At 66.4% G+C, this 13,003-nt stretch carries 14 protein-coding genes; 8 read left to right on the plus strand and 6 right to left on the minus strand.

Annotated elements, in window-relative coordinates:
• Position 1: 1 nt before the first annotated feature.
• From GGD66_RS09095 to GGD66_RS09120, 6 genes are read left to right on the plus strand one after another with little or no spacing between them, the layout of a single operon-like run.
• Positions 2-883, plus strand: a complete 882-nt coding sequence (locus GGD66_RS09095; protein WP_018318073.1) for a MoxR family ATPase — start codon at positions 2-4, stop codon at positions 881-883.
• On the plus strand, positions 880-2,001 hold the full coding sequence (locus GGD66_RS09100; RefSeq protein ID WP_183257453.1) for a VWA domain-containing protein: 1,122 nt from the start codon (positions 880-882) through the stop codon (positions 1,999-2,001). The genes GGD66_RS09095 and GGD66_RS09100 overlap by 4 nt, the downstream gene beginning before the upstream one ends.
• Entirely contained in the window at positions 1,998-2,882 is an 885-nt protein-coding gene (locus tag GGD66_RS09105) for an amidohydrolase (protein WP_183257454.1), read from the plus strand. The genes GGD66_RS09100 and GGD66_RS09105 overlap by 4 nt, the downstream gene beginning before the upstream one ends.
• 31 nt (positions 2,883-2,913) lie before the next feature.
• On the plus strand, positions 2,914-3,762 hold the full coding sequence (locus GGD66_RS09110; RefSeq protein ID WP_018318076.1) for an N-acyl homoserine lactonase family protein: 849 nt from the start codon (positions 2,914-2,916) through the stop codon (positions 3,760-3,762).
• 21 nt (positions 3,763-3,783) lie between these two features.
• Complete coding sequence (locus tag GGD66_RS09115; protein ID WP_183257455.1) at positions 3,784-5,358, plus strand: isochorismatase family protein; 1,575 nt, start codon at positions 3,784-3,786, stop codon at positions 5,356-5,358.
• 3 nt (positions 5,359-5,361) lie between these two features.
• Positions 5,362-5,988 (plus strand): FMN-dependent NADH-azoreductase, encoded by a 627-nt coding sequence (locus tag GGD66_RS09120; RefSeq protein ID WP_183257456.1) that lies wholly within the window; start codon positions 5,362-5,364, stop codon positions 5,986-5,988.
• 23 nt (positions 5,989-6,011) lie between these two features.
• Here GGD66_RS09120 and GGD66_RS09125 read toward each other — a convergent pair whose 3' ends face one another.
• Genes GGD66_RS09125 through GGD66_RS09135 form a run of 3 tightly spaced genes read right to left on the minus strand, consistent with a single transcriptional unit; the run spans position 6,012 to position 8,494 of the window.
• Positions 6,012-6,944, minus strand: coding sequence for a U32 family peptidase (locus GGD66_RS09125; protein ID WP_183257457.1), 933 nt, complete (start codon positions 6,942-6,944; stop codon positions 6,012-6,014).
• A 27-nt stretch (positions 6,945-6,971) separates the two neighbouring features.
• A complete protein-coding gene (locus tag GGD66_RS09130; RefSeq protein ID WP_183257616.1) occupies positions 6,972-7,949 on the minus strand; it encodes a peptidase U32 family protein in 978 nt (325 codons plus the stop codon).
• Positions 7,949-8,494: an SCP2 domain-containing protein gene (locus GGD66_RS09135; protein WP_183257458.1), complete on the minus strand. Its 546-nt coding sequence runs from the start codon at positions 8,492-8,494 to the stop codon at positions 7,949-7,951. The genes GGD66_RS09130 and GGD66_RS09135 overlap by 1 nt, the downstream gene beginning before the upstream one ends.
• Positions 8,495-8,594: 100 nt before the next feature.
• Here GGD66_RS09135 and GGD66_RS09140 point away from each other — a divergent pair, with 100 nt between their 5' ends.
• Positions 8,595-10,124, plus strand: coding sequence for a UbiD family decarboxylase (locus tag GGD66_RS09140; protein WP_183257459.1), 1,530 nt, complete (start codon positions 8,595-8,597; stop codon positions 10,122-10,124).
• Positions 10,121-10,717, plus strand: coding sequence for a UbiX family flavin prenyltransferase (locus GGD66_RS09145; protein ID WP_018318082.1), 597 nt, complete (start codon positions 10,121-10,123; stop codon positions 10,715-10,717). Before GGD66_RS09140 ends, GGD66_RS09145 begins: the two co-directional genes overlap by 4 nt.
• A 17-nt stretch (positions 10,718-10,734) precedes the next feature.
• On the opposite strand, the gene GGD66_RS09150 is transcribed toward GGD66_RS09145, so the two are convergent.
• The 3 genes from GGD66_RS09150 to GGD66_RS09160 are packed head-to-tail and all read right to left on the minus strand — an operon-like array spanning position 10,735 to position 12,923.
• A complete protein-coding gene (locus GGD66_RS09150) occupies positions 10,735-11,058 on the minus strand; it encodes a metal-sulfur cluster assembly factor (protein WP_092253157.1) in 324 nt (107 codons plus the stop codon).
• Complete coding sequence (locus GGD66_RS09155; protein WP_183257460.1) at positions 11,055-11,564, minus strand: DUF2249 domain-containing protein; 510 nt, start codon at positions 11,562-11,564, stop codon at positions 11,055-11,057. Before GGD66_RS09155 ends, GGD66_RS09150 begins: the two co-directional genes overlap by 4 nt.
• A gap of 12 nt (positions 11,565-11,576) precedes the next feature.
• Positions 11,577-12,923, minus strand: coding sequence for a hypothetical protein (locus tag GGD66_RS09160; RefSeq protein ID WP_183257461.1), 1,347 nt, complete (start codon positions 12,921-12,923; stop codon positions 11,577-11,579).
• Positions 12,924-13,003: the final 80 nt, after the last annotated feature.

Below are 13,003 nucleotides of genomic sequence, written 5' to 3' on the forward strand. Positions count from 1 at the left end.
CGTGGCGGTTCGCAGCAACATCGTCGGCATCGACAGTCCGGAGGCGCTGGAGAGAGCGCTTCGGGCGGCCTATTACCTTGCCGACGAAGGCCTTGCGACATCAGCCTATCTCGGCCTCGCGCTCGGCAAGCCCCTGCTGTTGGAGGGCGCGCCCGGCGTCGGCAAGACCGAGGCCGCCAAGGCGATCGCGGCCGTGCTCGGCCGGCGCCTGATCCGCCTGCAATGCTACGAGGGCATCGACGCCTCCGCCGCACTCTATGAGTGGAATTATCCGCGCCAGATGCTGGCGATCCGCCAGGCCGGCGACGAGAGCATCGACATCTATGGCGAGACCTTCCTGATCGAGCGGCCAATGCTGGCCGCGCTCCGCGCGCCCGATTCCACCGTGCTGCTGATCGACGAAATCGACCGCGCCGATCAGGAGTTCGAGGCCTTCCTGCTCGAATTCCTGTCCGACTTCCAGATCTCGATTCCCGAGCGCGGCACGGTGCGCGCGGCCGAACGCCCTGTGGTCGTGCTGACCTCGAACCGGACGCGCGATCTGCATGAGGCTCTGCGCCGGCGCTGCGTCTACCACTGGATCGACTATCCGACCGCCGAGCGCGAGGCGCGGATCATCATGATGCGCGCCTCCAGCGTCGCCGAGGCCACCGCCCGCGCCGTCGTCGCAGCCGTGGAGAAGTTGCGGCGCGAGCCCCTGAGCAAGGCGCCCGGCATTGCCGAGGCCGTCGATTGGGCCGAGGCCGCGACGCTCCTGCACAAGGGCGGCGCGCGCTGGCCGGACGCGTTCAAGCGCTCGATCGGCGTGGCGCTGAAGGACGAAGAGGATCTGCATTTCATCTCGCCGCGGCTCGATGCCATGCTCGCGGAGGCGACCGCATGAACCCCGAGCCGCAGCTTCCGCGCGCCGCGCGCATCTTCGTCGCGTTCGTCCCGCTGCTGCGCGCGAACGGCTTTGCGGTGGCGCCGGAGCAGACCACGACATTCCTCGCCGCGATCGAGCTGCTCGGCCCGCGCGACATCGAGCACATCAGGCAAGCCGCCCTCGCAACGCTGGCTCCGCCGCCCGAACGGCGCGCGACCTTCGACCGGCTGTTCGATCTCCACTTCCGCGGCAGCGAGGCCATCGCACGAGACGATGAGGGCGAGGATGACGAGACAGTCCGCCTCCAGGAGGAGGGCCGCGGCGACGAGGCGCCCCTGCTCTCCGACGAGGCGAACGAGTCAGGCCTCGCCGCGAGCCGAAGCGAGGCGCTGGTCGAGCGCCACTTTCGGATGACCTCAACCGCCGACGCCCTACGCCGCCTGGCGCGCGAGGCACCGCGCCGCCTGCCGCGACGGCGCGGCCATCGCCGCATGCGCGCACGTCGCGGATCGTTTGCCGATCTCCGCCGCACTTTACGCGACTCTGTCCGCAGCGACGGCGAGATCCTGCGGCTCCGTCACATGAAGCGGCGCCAGCGTCCGCGCAAGATGCTGCTGCTGATCGACGTCTCCGGCTCGATGAAGAGCCGCACCGAGGAGAACATGAAGCTCGCGCATGCACTGGTGCAGGCCGCGCCTGGTGTCGAGGTCTTCACCTTCGGCACGCGGCTGACCCGCATCACCCGCCCGTTGCGGCTGAAGCGCCGCGAGCAGGCCATGAACGCCGCCGCGCACCTGGTCAGCGACTGGGACGGCGGCACCCGCATCGGCGACGCGCTCCAGGCCTTCCTCGCCGTGCCCCGCTTCGGCGGCTATGCGCGCGGCGCCGCCGTGGTCATCGTCTCCGATGGACTCGAGCGTGGCGAGACCGATGCACTTCGCGACGCCGTCGCGAAATTGTCGCGGCGGGCCTGGCGCTTGAGCTGGCTGACGCCGCTGGCGACAAGCCCCGGCTTCCGCCCGCAGACCGAAGCGCTCGTCGCCATCGAGCGCTTCGTCGATGACCTCGTGGATGGCGGTTCGAGCGCGTCGATCGTCGCGCATATTCTGGCGTTGGGACGAAGGAGAGCGGCGTGACCGATATTGTCGACGGCCATCATCACATCTGGCGGCAGGCCGACCTGCCCTGGCTGACCGGCCCCATGCAGCCGCGCATCTTCGGACCTTACGAGCCGATCCGGCGCGACTACCCGATCCAGGAATATCTCGACGACCTCAAGGGTACCGGCGTCACGCGCTCGGTCTATGTGCAGACCAACTGGGCCAACGACCGCTTCGAGGACGAGGCCGCGTGGGTGCAGCAGACTGCGGACGAACACGGCTGGCCGCACGCGATCGTAGCCTATGCCAATTTCGCCGTGGACGACGTGCGTCCGCAGCTCGACCGCCTGAAGCGCTACAAGCTGGTGCGCGGCGTGCGCATGCAGCTGCACTGGCACGAGAACCCGCTGTACCGCTTTGCGGCCCGGGCGGATCTCTGCGCCGATCCGATGATCCGCCGCAACGTCGCGCGTCTCGCCGATTATGGCTGGAGCTTCGACCTGCAGGTGTTCACCCCGCAGATGCCGGACGCCGCAGCGCTGGCCGAGGCCTGCCCCGACGTGACCTTCATCCTTCAGCATGCCGGCATGCTGGAGGATCTCTCGCCGGCAGGCCGCGCCGCCTGGCGCGGCGGCATTGCCCGGCTCGCGGCCTGCCCGAACGTGGTCTCAAAGCTCTCCGGGCTTGGCACTTTCATCCATCGCAACGATCCCGCACACATCGCTGCCGTACTCGCGGATACCGTCGCGATCTTCGGCGCCGAGCGTTGCCTGTTCGGCTCCAATTTCCCGATCGAGAAATTGTGGACCAGCTATCGCGAGCTCGTCGGCGCCTTTCGCACGGCCGCAGCGCCGTTCAGCGCGGAGCAGCAGGACGCCATCTTCAGGACGACGGCGACGCGCGTCTACCGGCTTTGACAGACAAGAAACAGATGAGGGAGGGCAACGAATGGCGCTGGAGATCAAGATCCTGGACTATGGCGATATCGAACTGGAATCGAGCTTTCTGGTTCTCGGCCGCGACTGCGGCCGCACCCGCCGCGTCCTCACCCTCGGTTTCCTGATCCTCGGGGGGAAATATCCGGTCGTGGTCGACACCGGCTACCGCTCCAACCAGATCATGGAGACGCTGGGCATGCGCGGCCTGCAGTACCACGAGAACATGATCGAGAACCAGCTCGCGCGCCACGGCGTGCGCATGGGCGACGTCCGCTTCGTCTGCCACACCCATCTGCACATCGACCATGCCGGCAAGGACGATCTGTTTCCGATGAACACGACCGTCGTGCTCAACCGCAAGGAGCTCGAATATTCCGTCTCCGGCCTGATGCATCCGCAGTATCCGGCGCCCGACATCAAGCACCTGATCGACCGGCTGCACACCAAGAGCGCGCTGCGCTTCCTCGACCTCGAGATCACCGGTCCGATCGAGCTGATGCCCGGCGTCTATTGCGACGCCGCCAATGCGCATACGGAGGGCTCGATGAACGTCATCGTCGAGACGGCCGACGGGATTGCGACCATCTGCGGCGACGTGATCTACGATTTCAACGACCAGATCGTGACGCCCTTCAACGAGATCCACGATTGGGAGCCGCGCACGACGGGCAACCACGGCACCAGCAAGCGCGCCGAGAAGGCCTCGATCAAGAAGCTCCTGAGCAATTCGCGCTATCTGCTGCCGGTGCACGACCGCCCCGCCAAGATCGAAGGCGGCAACGTCGTCGGGCGCCTGCACGATCAGGTCCCCGGACCGATCGTGCAGTCCCTGCCCGCACGCAACTGGTTCCCGGCTTGAGATGATCTTGGGGATCGACCGATGACGCACGTCACCTTGCGAAGCGAATTCGAAACCTTGATCGACCCCTATGCGCCGGTTGCGCAGGTCGGCACCGGTTTTGACTTCACGGAGGGGCCGATCTGGCATCCGGTCGATCACTATCTGCTGTTCTCGGACATGCCGGGCGACGTGCGCCGGCGCTGGGATGCGCGGCGCGGCGTGGTCGAGGTCAAGCGTCCCTCGAACAAGTGCAACGGCATGACCTATGATGCCGAGCTCAATCTGATCGTCTGCGAGCACGCGACCTCGTCGCTGATCCGCGAACGGCCGGACGGGCGGCGCGAGGTGCTGGCTTCGCACTTCCAGGGCCAGGAGCTGAACAGCCCGAACGACGTCTGCGTGCACTCCTCCGGCGCGATCTATTTCTCCGACCCCTGGTACGGCCGCATGCCGGTCTATGGCGTCGAGCGGCCGCGCCAGCTCGGCTTCCAGGGCGTCTATCGCCTGATGCCCGGCGGCGAACCGAAGCTCGTGGTCGAGCGCAATCTGTTCGACCAGCCGAACGGGCTGTGCTTCTCGCCGGACGAGAAGCTGCTCTATGTCAACGACACCGTGCAGGCGCTGGTCCGCGTCTTCGACGTCAATGCCGACGGCTCGCTGTCGAATGCGCGGGTGTTCGCAAGCGGCATCCGCTCCGAGCTCGAGGCCGGCCTGCCCGACGGCATGAAGTGCGACCAGCACGGCAATGTCTGGGTCACCGCGCCCGGCGGGGTCTGGGTCTATTCGCCGCGCGGCGAGCTGCTCGGCAAGGTCCGCGTGCCCGAGATGGTCGCCAACCTCACCTGGGGCGGGCCGGATTTCCGCACGCTGTATCTGACCTCGACGCATTCGGTCTACGCGATCCCGACCAAGGTCGGTCCGCGGCACGAGCCTTATATGAGCGGCCGGCGAAGTAGCGGCGGCGCGGCGGCAAGCGCCTCGCCGGCGGCGCCTATCCTCGCGGACGGCGACATGCGGCTTGATCCGCAGCGCTGTGCCATGATCATCCAGGATTTGCAGAACGACGTCATCATGGATGGCGGCGCCTTCGCCGACTCCGGTGCGCCGGGACATGCGAAGCAGCAGCATGTCGTCGAGAATGTCCGCCGTCTCGCGGAGACCGCGCGGGCACGGGGCGTTGCGATCATTCATGTCTGGTTCGTCGTCGAGCCGGGCGCGCCCGGCGTGACGCTGAACGCACCGCTGTTCGAAGGCCTCGTCGACAGCAAGGCGATGGTGCGCGGAAGCTGGGGCGCGGCGCCCGTCTCCGGCCTCGAACCCCGGCCCGGCGATTTCGTCGTCGAGAAGATGCGGATGAGCGCGTGGGAGGGCACTCGGCTGGAGACGATCCTCAAGGCGACCGGGCGCGACATGATCATCAACACCGGCGCCTGGACCAACATGTCGGTCGAGCACACCGCCCGCACCGGGGCGGACAAGGGCTACTTCATGATCGTCCCCGAAGATTGCTGCTCGACCATGAACGCCGACTGGCACCACGCGTCGATCAATTTCGCCATGCACAACGTCGCGATCGTCACGAGGGCAGATGCCGTCATCAGGGCGTTGGGATGAGCGGTGGCAAAGATTTTGCACCTCTCCTGCTCGCCACGTCCTGACTCCGAGTCAAGTGCCGGCGCGCGCGTCTTTCTTGACGGCTTTCGCCAGGTCCGGCCGGACTGGGACCTCGATGTCGTGGACCTCTGGCGGGAGCGGATGCCGGAATTCTCAGGCCCCATCGCCGAGGCCAAATATGCACGGATGAACGGGCAAGCCTTCAACGACACGCAACGCGACAGCTTTGCCGAGGCCGAGCGCATGGCGCTGCGGTTTTCGTTGGCCGATCGGGTGCTGATCTCGACGCCGATGTGGAACTTCAGCATTCCCTACAAGCTCAAGCAGTGGTTCGACATCATCGTTCAGCCCGGGCTGACGTTCCGGTTCGACCCGTCACAGGGCTATCTGCCACTGCTCAAGGACCGGCCGACGCTGGTGATTCTCGCCAGCGGCAGCGACTTTGCCACCGGCATGAACCGCGGCCGCATCGACATGGCAACGCCTTACCTGCGAGACATCCTGCGCTTCATCGGTATCGACAATGTCCGTTTCGTGCCGATCGGGCCAACCACGGGACCGCAGCAGCCGATTGAGGCTGCGCGGGAAAGGGCCCATCGACGTCTGGCCGCAATGGCCGCGAATTTCTGAGCGCCCGCCAACGCCGACCCCGTTCAGAGAGGCCCGATTTGCGCTGAGCCTTGCGCGTCGCCTGATCGGGCCTGACGATAGACGTGCCCTGGCTCTGCCCACAGAAACCCATTCGAGAACGGCACACCAGGATAGGCCGCCGCAAGCCGGCGGTTGCCGCCCTCGACATCGTCACGGCCGTTCAGCACGTCGCGAAAGGTCCTGGCGACGACGACCATGTCGCAATCCTGCGGCGACAGGCGAAGTGAGCCGACGTTGCTCTCACGCAAGATGCCGGCCTCGCCCAGCAGATTGGCGCAGGTGTGCGACAGGGTCTGCACCCCGTTGATGGTCAGAAAATCCTGCTGCTCCAGCGTGTTCAGAAGGAGACCATCCGGGTCCTTCTCACAGACGAAGCGGCAATTGTCCTTGGCGAGCTTGTGCAGGCGCGCATGATAGCAACGGGCCGAGATGGCCAGCGGCACCCTGCCGAACGCGAACACTTCGATCGTGGCATCGGGAACAGCCCTTGCGATGGTCGCCACCGAGGCCAGCGGCAGCTCCGGCGGCAGGCAGATGCGCCTCGCCCCGCGCGCGGCGTGAAAGGCCGCGCTCGCCTCGTTGTAGATGTTGACGAACGGCCCGATCGCGTGCGGCCGGCCTGCGAGCGCCCTGAGACAGGTCAGGTCATTGACCTCGACCATCACGCCTTCGGCCGCCGCAAGCTCCTCGGTCTGGCGGCGCTCACGCCGCAGCGAAACCAGGATCAGCGAACCCAGCAACACCTGCTTGCCCGCGCTCTGCAGCCGTTCGACCACGCCCGGAATCAAGTCTGCGAAGAACGGCGAGCGCTTCGAGCAGACGACCTCGCCGACGGATACGACGTCGAGCGGCGCTTCGTCGGCGATCCGGAAATAGAAGTCGCGCCAGCGTTCCGGCGCCCAATTGTACAGAACGGGACCGAGGCTGAGTTGCATCTTCCGGACCTCACCTATTCGAAAAGATTAGCGCCAGGTCTTGCGATAGGCGCCGACCGTGGAGGCCTGCCCTTCGGTGAACGGCTTCAGGCTTGCGATCTCTGCCTCACTGCCGCTCTCGAGCGCGGCGAGCGCACGGCGGAAATGTCGCACCACGCTCTCGACATAGGCACGGCCGCGCTGGCGGCCCTCGATCTTGAGCGCGGTCACGCCGGCATCGCGCAAGCCTTTGAGCAGCGTCGTGGCATCCAGGCTGACGGGGTCCTCGAAAATATAGCCGGCGCCCTGCGCGGTCGAGAAGCGCCCCTTGCACAGCGTCGGATAGCCCGCAGGCTCACTCGACCCGAACCGGTTGATGGTGAAGCCACCCAAACTGGACTTCGTCCCCTCCGCGGTCTGTTCGTAGGTCACATGGCTCGGCGGCGAGCAGACGCCCTGCATGTTCGGTGACTTGCCGGTTGCATAGGACGACAGCGAACAGCGCCCCTCGGCCATCACGCAGAGGCCGCCGAACACGAAGACTTCGGTCTCGCAGGCCGATTCCCGGGTGATCTCGGCGATCTCCGGCACACTCAGGACGCGGGGCAGCACTACGCGCCGCGCCCCGAAATTCTCGGCGTAGAAGGCGATAGCATCGGGATTTGCGGCCGCGGCCTGAACCGAGACGTGCAAGCGCTGGTTAGGATGGCGCCGCGCGGCGTAGTCCATCAATCCGATATCGGCGAGGATCAGCGCATCGGCCCCCGCACTCGCCGCATCGTCCACCGCGCGATGCCAGATGTCGACCGCGGAGGCGCGCGGGAAGGTGTTAATGGCCACCAGGATCTTCGCGCCGCGGCCATGCGCCAGCGCGATCCCCTTGCGCAGCTCGTCGCGGCTGAAATTCAGCCCCGGAAAATTGCGCGCGTTGGTCTCGTCGTTGAAGCCGCAATAGATCGCATCGGCGCCGGCATCGATGGCACTCTTCAGCGCCGCCGGGGTGCCGGCAGGACAGATCAGCTCCATCATCTCGATTGCTCGCCATGGCCGGATGAGGCGATCACGCGGCCACGGGTAGCCTCGAAGGCCCGCCTCGCCGGCGCGCCCAGCGGACCGAACAGCGAGGACAGCTCTTCGGCCAGATCGAGCTGGGCGTCGTCGATCGCATTGCGCAGCGCCAGCACCGCCTCCACATCGCCCTCGACCACGAGCTCACGCGAGAACATCAGGGCATCGCCATCGACCCTGCCTTCGAGCAGAGCCAGCAGGTTGGCGAGCGAAGCCGAGATCCGCGCATCCAGACCGCGCGGCAAGTCACGCACCACCGACAGGCGCGGCGGCCTGGCCTCGACCACGAAGGCGAAGGGCAGATCGATCGGCTTGATACCGAACCGCGCGCGCGCGTGATCGCCGAGCCGGTCGAATATTGCGGGGTTGCGCCGATGGATCCGCTGCAGGACACCGCCGAGAGCGAGTTGCAACGGCAGCAGAGGCAGCGGACGCATGGCCAATGCGACAAGCGGCGGAATCGTCGGCAACGGGCCGGGCGATGCGGAGGACGGATCATTCATGGCCACACATCTGGACGTATTGCACGCCGCTGTATTTGAGCCGGAACAATGAAGACCGAAAACAACACGGCTAGCTGTGATTTTTTGGGAGCTAGTCCAGTTGCAACGTGATGTGCCGCGCTTTCGCGACTTGTCCGACTTCCTGCGCTTCATCGAAAGCCGGGGGCAGTTGCGACGCATTCGCGAGAAGATCTCCGTCGTCCACGAGATCACGGAGATCCACCGGCGTGTGCTCGGCGCGCACGGACCGGCATTATTGTTCGAGCAGCCCGTCAAGGCCGACGGCAGCGTGTCGGAGATGCCGCTCCTCACCAATCTGTTTGGAACCGTCGACCGGATCGCATGGGGCATGGGCATCGCGCCCGACCGTCTTGGAGAGCTCGGCGAGTTGATGGCCGAGCTCCGCGCACCGCGACCACCGCACGGCATCAGGGATGTCCTCGAGAAGCTCCCGCTCGCGCGCGCCGCGCTGGCGACGCGCCCGCGCACGCGCGCGGCGGCCCTGGTCCAGGACTGCGTCGCGATGGGACCCGACATCGATCTCGCAAGATTGCCGATCCAGATCTGCTGGCCCGGCGAGCCGGCGCCGCTGATCACCTGGCCACTCGTGATCACCGTGCCGCCGGAATCCGCGACGGCGGACCAGGAGGAGAATGTCGGCGTCTACCGCATGCAGGTGCTCGGCCGCGACCGCGCCATCATCCGCTGGCTGGCGCATCGCGGCGGCGCCAGGCATCACCAGCAATGGAAGGCGCTCGGGCGCGACATGCCGGTCGCGATCGTCATCGGCGCCGACCCCGCCACGATCCTTGCCGCCGTGCTTCCGCTGCCCGAAACGCTGTCCGAGCTGCGCTTTTCCGGCATCCTGCGCGGCGAGCGGCCTGACCTCGCACCATGCCTCACCGTCCCGCTCGCGATCCCGGCCGAGGCCGAAATCGTCATCGAGGGCTTCGTCTCCGCGACCGAAACCGCGCCCGAGGGGCCGTATGGCGATCACACCGGGTACTATAATTCCGTCGAGAAATTCCCGGTGATGCGCGTGACGGCGATCACCAGCCGGCGTCAGCCTGTGTACCTATCGACCTTCACGGGCCGGCCGCCGGACGAACCGTCGCGGATCGGCGAAGCTCTCAATCAGTTGTTCGTGCCGCTGATCCGGCAGCAATTCCCCGAGGTGACCGACTGCTGGCTGCCGCCGGAGGCCTGCTCCTACCGTGTCGCGATTGCGGCGATCAAAAAACGCTATCCCGGCCAGGCGCGGCGACTGATGCTGGGCCTGTGGTCGATGCTGCCGCAGTTCAGCTACACGAAGCTGCTGATCGTGGTCGACGACGACATCGACATCCGCGACTGGCGCGCGGTGATGTGGGCCGTCTCGACGCGCAGCGATTCCTCGCGCGATCTCGTGACGCTTACCGATACGCCGATCGACTATCTCGACTTCGCCTCGCCGAAATCCGGTCTCGGCGGCAAGCTCGGCATCGACGCCACCACGAAGATTCCGCCGGAGACGGATCGCGAATGGGGCGTTCCGCTGGCCATGGATCCCGCCGTGGTCGCGCGTGTCGATGCGATGTGGTCGAGCCTCGGCCTATCGGGCATGCCGGCGCGCGCGCCGGTTCTCACATGAGCGGGCGGCAAGGCATCATCGTCGGCATCAGCGGCGCCTCGGGTGCTGCGATCGGCATGCGCATCGTCGAGCTTCTGGCCGATGATCCACACTACGCGGTGCACCTCGTGGTTTCGCCCGCGGCAGAGCGTACGCTGAGCGAGGAAGTGGGAAGCGATGCGCTCGCGCGGCTGCGCGCCCTCGCCTTCCGCCATCATCTTCATTCCGATATCGGCGCCGCGATCGCCAGCGGCTCGTATCCGGTCGCGGGCATGATCGTGGCGCCGTGCTCGATCCGTACGCTCTCGGCCATCGCCTGGGGGCAGCTCGATAACCTTCTGACGCGTGCGGCCGACGTGCAGCTCAAGGAACGGCGCCGGCTGGTGTTGCTGGTCCGCGAAAGCCCGCTGCATCTCGGCCATCTCAGAGCGATGCTGCAGGCGACCGAGATCGGCGCGATCATCGCCCCGCCGATGCCGGCCTTCTATCTCAAACCACAATCGCTGGACGAGGTGATCGACCAGATCGCCGCCCGGGCGATCAACCTGCTCGACCTTGCAAAGCTTCGAATACCGGCAAGGATCTGGTCCGGCCCGGGCGCCGAAGGCGTCTAGCCGACCGCCTCGGCGGATCAGTTCACCTCGGCAAATCCGAGCGACGCCTTGACTCCCGGCGCGATCATCCAGGGCTGCCAGGGTGGCTCGAACGTCATGGTGACGTCGACCGATTCCACGCCAGGAACCAGGCACGCGCTGTTGGCGACGCCCTCCTTGAGAAAGGACGCGGCGGGGCAGCCGCGTGTCGTCGCCGTCATGGTGATGTGCGCGGCACCGTCCTCGACCGACACATCATAGATGAAGCCGAGATCGACGATGTTGTGGCCGAGCTCGGGGTCGATTACAACCTTCAGCGCCTGCCTGATCTGCTCCACGAGATCATCATCGTTGAAATTCATGCGCGCACCCTCACGGTCAGTCGATAGGAATCCTTCTGCGGCGTGAAGCCGCCGCGCCACTGATGGCCGCGCTTGGTCAGCTCCCGAAACAGGAAGACCGGCTCACGACTGAGCAAGGCGCCGAGCGTCTGCCCGGGTGCAAGCCGCTCCACTGCAGCCAGAATCCGGACCATCGGCTCCGGCGGATCGAGGTCGCGGTTGTCGAGATGAACCACAGGCTCCGGCCAATCGCCATCGCTCAACGCCGCGCGCGCCGGTTCGGCCGCATCGGGCGAGCCGTCGCCCGGCAGAAACCGGATCTCCCATTCGCCGCCTTCGAGCTCGGCCTCCCGATGCGCAAAGCCCTTGCTCGCCATGACGTCGAACAGGGGCACCGGCTTGAAGGGGGCATAGAGCCGCAGCCCCTCCCCGGGCGCGAGCCGCGCGAGCGCGGCCATGATAATCGAGAACGGCTCGCCGCCTGCACGCAGGATCGGCCGGACATCGACGTCGATGAACTCGGTCATTGCAGTCTCCTTTCAATTTCGCGAGACCAACAGTTGGGGCACGACTGCTCCGGTCGGCAGACGCAGCGGCTCCGCCACGTCCGCAAGCCGCCTTGCCCTGATGAACTCCTCGCCCAGGCCGAGCGTCGCGAGCGTCACGGCGGCGACGGCGATGCGGAAGCCGAGTGCCGCGTCGACCAGGAGCATCAGGGTTGCCGCCCAGCTTCCGGCAAAGAACAGCACGAACCATTTCAACGCGCGGCGCTCGTCAACGAGATCTTGCACGCGGGGCGTCGGCACTCTGCCCATCACCGGACCGTAGGTCTCGAGCCAGGTCAGGAACGGGACGATCTTGTAGAGATTGGCGAGCACGAGGCCAGTGAGCCAGCCGAACGCGCCGAGAAAGGCGAGCGCCCCGACATGCGACGGGAGAGAACCGGTCGCAACAAACGCGGCGCCGAGGATTGCGACCGCAACCAGGCTCGCCAGCGCAACGAGGCTCATGCGTGTATTGAGCTCGAGCGCGCGGCGCTTGCGGGCTCTGTACAGGCCGAGCATGTCGCGGCCGTAGGCGATTAGCGACAGCAGCGCCGCAACTCCTGCCAGCAGAAGCGCCAAATTCACCCCGGTCGCGCGCCAGAGTGCGAGCACGCCGCCGACAGCTCCGACGGCCAGCGCGGCAACGCCGGCAAGCCAGGCCAGCCGGCCCAGCCGCGCATCGCCGTCGGGCGCGAGCATGAACATCGCCAGCAGGCGATAGCTGACGCCCATGGCCGTGAATGTCAGCCATCCGCCAAGCCCGGCAATCGCGTGGATCGGAACGCCGGACACCAACAGGTCCGGCCATTGCGCGCCGACGGCGGTTCCGGACAGCACCAGAGAGAACATGCCGCCGAATGCCGCCGTGACGCAAATGCAGGCAAGCCCGGCTGCGACGAACCGCGCAGGCCCCGGCAGCGGGCGGGCCGACCAGAGTGTCATGCCGAGATTGGCAACGACCAACGCAAAACCGGCAATCAGCAGGCTCGCGCCGACCGGAAGCAGCCCGGGCGGCCCGGTGAAGTGCCCGCCAAGCGTCAGGAAGCCCGCGAGCAGGATGGTCAGCCCAAGCGTCAGCAGCGCCAGAGCCGGCAGTGTCCAGCGCTCGGCATAGAGCGGCATTGCGACCAGCACCGGCACGAACTGGAACAGCGCGCCACACAAGACCGTGCTCAACCAGCCGATGCTGACCATGTGCACGATGACGAGCGTGTCCGGGCCGCCGATGTCGTGGTTCGGAAAACCGAACCCGGCGACAACAAGCACTTCCGCAAGCAGCAGCCATACGATTGCGACCGCGAAGTAACTGATGGCCCATCTACAGAGGCTGGTTCCAATCACGGCTTGCTTCCCATCGCGTGCAACACGAAACCCGTGTCGGCGCACGAAAAGGTAAGCGGTTGCAGTCACGACCACTTTGT

This window comes from Bradyrhizobium sp. CIR48, from assembly GCF_014198315.1.
Taxonomy (GTDB): domain Bacteria; phylum Pseudomonadota; class Alphaproteobacteria; order Rhizobiales; family Xanthobacteraceae; genus Bradyrhizobium.

Excerpts from the sequence above, each read along its gene's own strand:
- GGD66_RS09100 (WP_183257453.1), top strand. The coding sequence starts at position 880 with ATGAACCCCGAGCCGCAGCTTCCGCGCGCCGCGCGCATCTTCGTCGCG.
- GGD66_RS09110 (WP_018318076.1), top strand. The coding sequence starts at position 2,914 with ATGGCGCTGGAGATCAAGATCCTGGACTATGGCGATATCGAACTGGAA.
- GGD66_RS09115 (WP_183257455.1), top strand. The coding sequence starts at position 3,784 with ATGACGCACGTCACCTTGCGAAGCGAATTCGAAACCTTGATCGACCCC.
- GGD66_RS09125 (WP_183257457.1), bottom strand. The coding sequence starts at position 6,944 with ATGCAACTCAGCCTCGGTCCCGTTCTGTACAATTGGGCGCCGGAACGC.
- GGD66_RS09130 (WP_183257616.1), bottom strand. The coding sequence starts at position 7,949 with ATGGAGCTGATCTGTCCTGCCGGCACCCCGGCGGCGCTGAAGAGTGCC.
- GGD66_RS09135 (WP_183257458.1), bottom strand. The coding sequence starts at position 8,494 with ATGAATGATCCGTCCTCCGCATCGCCCGGCCCGTTGCCGACGATTCCG.
- GGD66_RS09145 (WP_018318082.1), top strand. The coding sequence starts at position 10,121 with ATGAGCGGGCGGCAAGGCATCATCGTCGGCATCAGCGGCGCCTCGGGT.
- GGD66_RS09150 (WP_092253157.1), bottom strand. The coding sequence starts at position 11,058 with ATGAATTTCAACGATGATGATCTCGTGGAGCAGATCAGGCAGGCGCTG.
- GGD66_RS09155 (WP_183257460.1), bottom strand. The coding sequence starts at position 11,564 with ATGACCGAGTTCATCGACGTCGATGTCCGGCCGATCCTGCGTGCAGGC.